The organism is Protofrankia sp. CiP1_Cm_nod2, from assembly GCF_920664355.1.
Lineage (GTDB): Bacteria > Actinomycetota > Actinomycetes > Frankiales > Frankiaceae > Protofrankia.
Map to the genome: position 1 here is coordinate 5568 of NZ_CAKKTL010000197.1, position 2017 is coordinate 7584.

The window sequence follows — 2017 nt, forward strand, 5'->3', positions numbered from 1 at the left end:
CCCCCGTCCCACATGTCACGAACACCCCGCCACGAACGCCCACCCGCCATGAGCAGCCTGGACGCCACGAACAGAGTGGACGCCACGAACAGCGCGAACAGCGTGAACAGGAGGACAGCACCGATGAGTGTCCAGGTCGTCTATACCGATCTCGACGGGACCATGGTGGGGCCGCGCGGATGCTTCTTCCGCAGCGAGGACCACTCCGTCACCCTGGACCCGGCGCACGCCCTGATCGACCTGCACCGGGCCGGCATCGCGCTGGTCCTGGTCAGCGGGCGGACCCGGCCTCAGCTCACCGAGGCCGCCTCGATCTTCGGGGCGGACGGCTTCATCGCCGAACTCGGCGCCATCGTCGGCTGGGACCACGGGCGTAGCAGCCAGATCCTGCGCGGAGCCATGCCCGAGACGTTCGACCGGATACCCGAGGAGCTGGTCACGGCGCTGGTCGCCCGGTATCCGGGACGCCTGGAGGCGCATCACTCCTGGATCCGCGGCCGTGAGATCGACATCATGCTGCGGGGCAACATCGACGTGGCCGAGGCCGACGCGTGGCTTGCCGCGGAAGGCTACGCATGGTTGACCATGCGCGACAACGGCATCATCGCGCGGGCCACCATGCCCGATCTGGACGATGTCCCGCACGTCTACCACCTGGTGCCCGACGGGGTCAGCAAGGGAGCCGCGGTGGCCTTCGACCTGGCCCGCCGGGGGCTGCGCCCGGAGCAGGCGATCGCGATCGGGGACTCCGCCAGCGACCTGGTCATGGCCGGCCACGTCGGCCGCATGCACCTGGTCGCGAACGCGCTGCACCATGCGGACCTCGTCGATCTGCTGCCCGGCTACGGCAACGTCGTCGTGGAGGACGGCACCCTCGGTGCCGGGTGGGTGAGCGCGGTGCGCTCGGTCCTGCCCACGCCGCGGCCCGCCGCCGTCTGATCCGCGGGCTGCCGGAACGCGCCAGGACGGTGTGACGTCAGCCGGACGATCCACGGACAGCTCTCGCTCGGTCAGGGTGCCGTCAGGCGCACGGCCTGCTGATCCGCCGGGCCGGAGCGGGCTGGGCCCCGTTCCGCACCACCGTGTCAGGGGTGCCCAGAGCTCCCGTGTCATGGGTGCCAGGGGAGCTGTGGGCAGGGGGCCGGTGACGGCCGCGGTGCGGCCGCTGTCGAGGCACTACCCTTCGCAGGGTGCGTCATGCCCGGTCGGTCGATGAAACGCCGCGTCCCGTGGCCGCTGGAGGGACCGCCCGGGTGCTTGTCGCGTCCAATCGCGGCCCGGTGGCGTTCACGACGGGTGACGACGGGTCGCTCGTCGTGCGCCGTGGCGGCGGTGGGCTGGTCAGCGGCCTGCACGCGGTCGCCAGCGATGACGCCGGGCCGGCCAGTGGGCTCGGCGGGACGGACGAGGCTGACGGGACCGGCTCGGCTGACGGGGCTGACGGGACCGGCCCGGCCGGTGGGCGCGACAGGGCCGGTGGTGGGCTGGTCTGGGTGTGCGCGGCGATCAGCGAGGCGGACCGGCGGGCCACCCGGTCGGCGCCGGACGGCCGTCTGGATCTTGCCGGCCATGACACCGGCGGCACGGCCGTCCACATGCTCGACGTGGACAGGGTCGTCTTCGACCGGGCGTACAACGCGGTCGCCAACCGTACGTTGTGGTTCGTCCTGCACCTGCTCTACGCGTCGGCGTCCCAGCCCTCCTTCGGCGCGGCCTTCCAGCGCGACTGGCAGGCGTACGAGATCTACAACACGATGTTCGCCGAGGCGCTGGCCCGGGAGGCGGCGCCGGGCGCGGCCGTCCTGATCCAGGACTACCACCTGACGCTGGTGCCGGCGCAACTGCGCAGGCTGCGCCCGGACCTGCGGATCGCTCATTTCAGTCACACACCGTGGGCGCCACCGGAGTACTTCCGCATGCTGCCGGACGACGTCGCCCGCGCGGTCGTCCAGGGCATGCTCGGTGCCGACCGGCTCGGCTTCCTCGCTCCGGAGTGGGCGGAGGCGTTCCGCCGGTG

Annotated in this window: 2 protein-coding genes; both read left to right on the forward strand. The window is 72.1% G+C overall.

What is annotated here, in order from left to right; genetic code table 11:
- Positions 1-123: 123 nt before the first annotated feature.
- On the forward strand, positions 124-939 hold the full coding sequence (locus NBW84_RS18710) for an HAD hydrolase family protein (RefSeq protein WP_250286039.1): 816 nt from the start codon (positions 124-126) through the stop codon (positions 937-939).
- 314 nt (positions 940-1253) lie between these two features.
- Positions 1254-2017: trehalose-6-phosphate synthase (locus tag NBW84_RS18715; RefSeq protein WP_250286040.1), on the forward strand; the 764-nt coding region annotated here is incomplete at its 3' end.

Excerpts from the sequence above, each read along its gene's own strand:
- NBW84_RS18710 (WP_250286039.1), top strand. The coding sequence starts at position 124 with ATGAGTGTCCAGGTCGTCTATACCGATCTCGACGGGACCATGGTGGGG.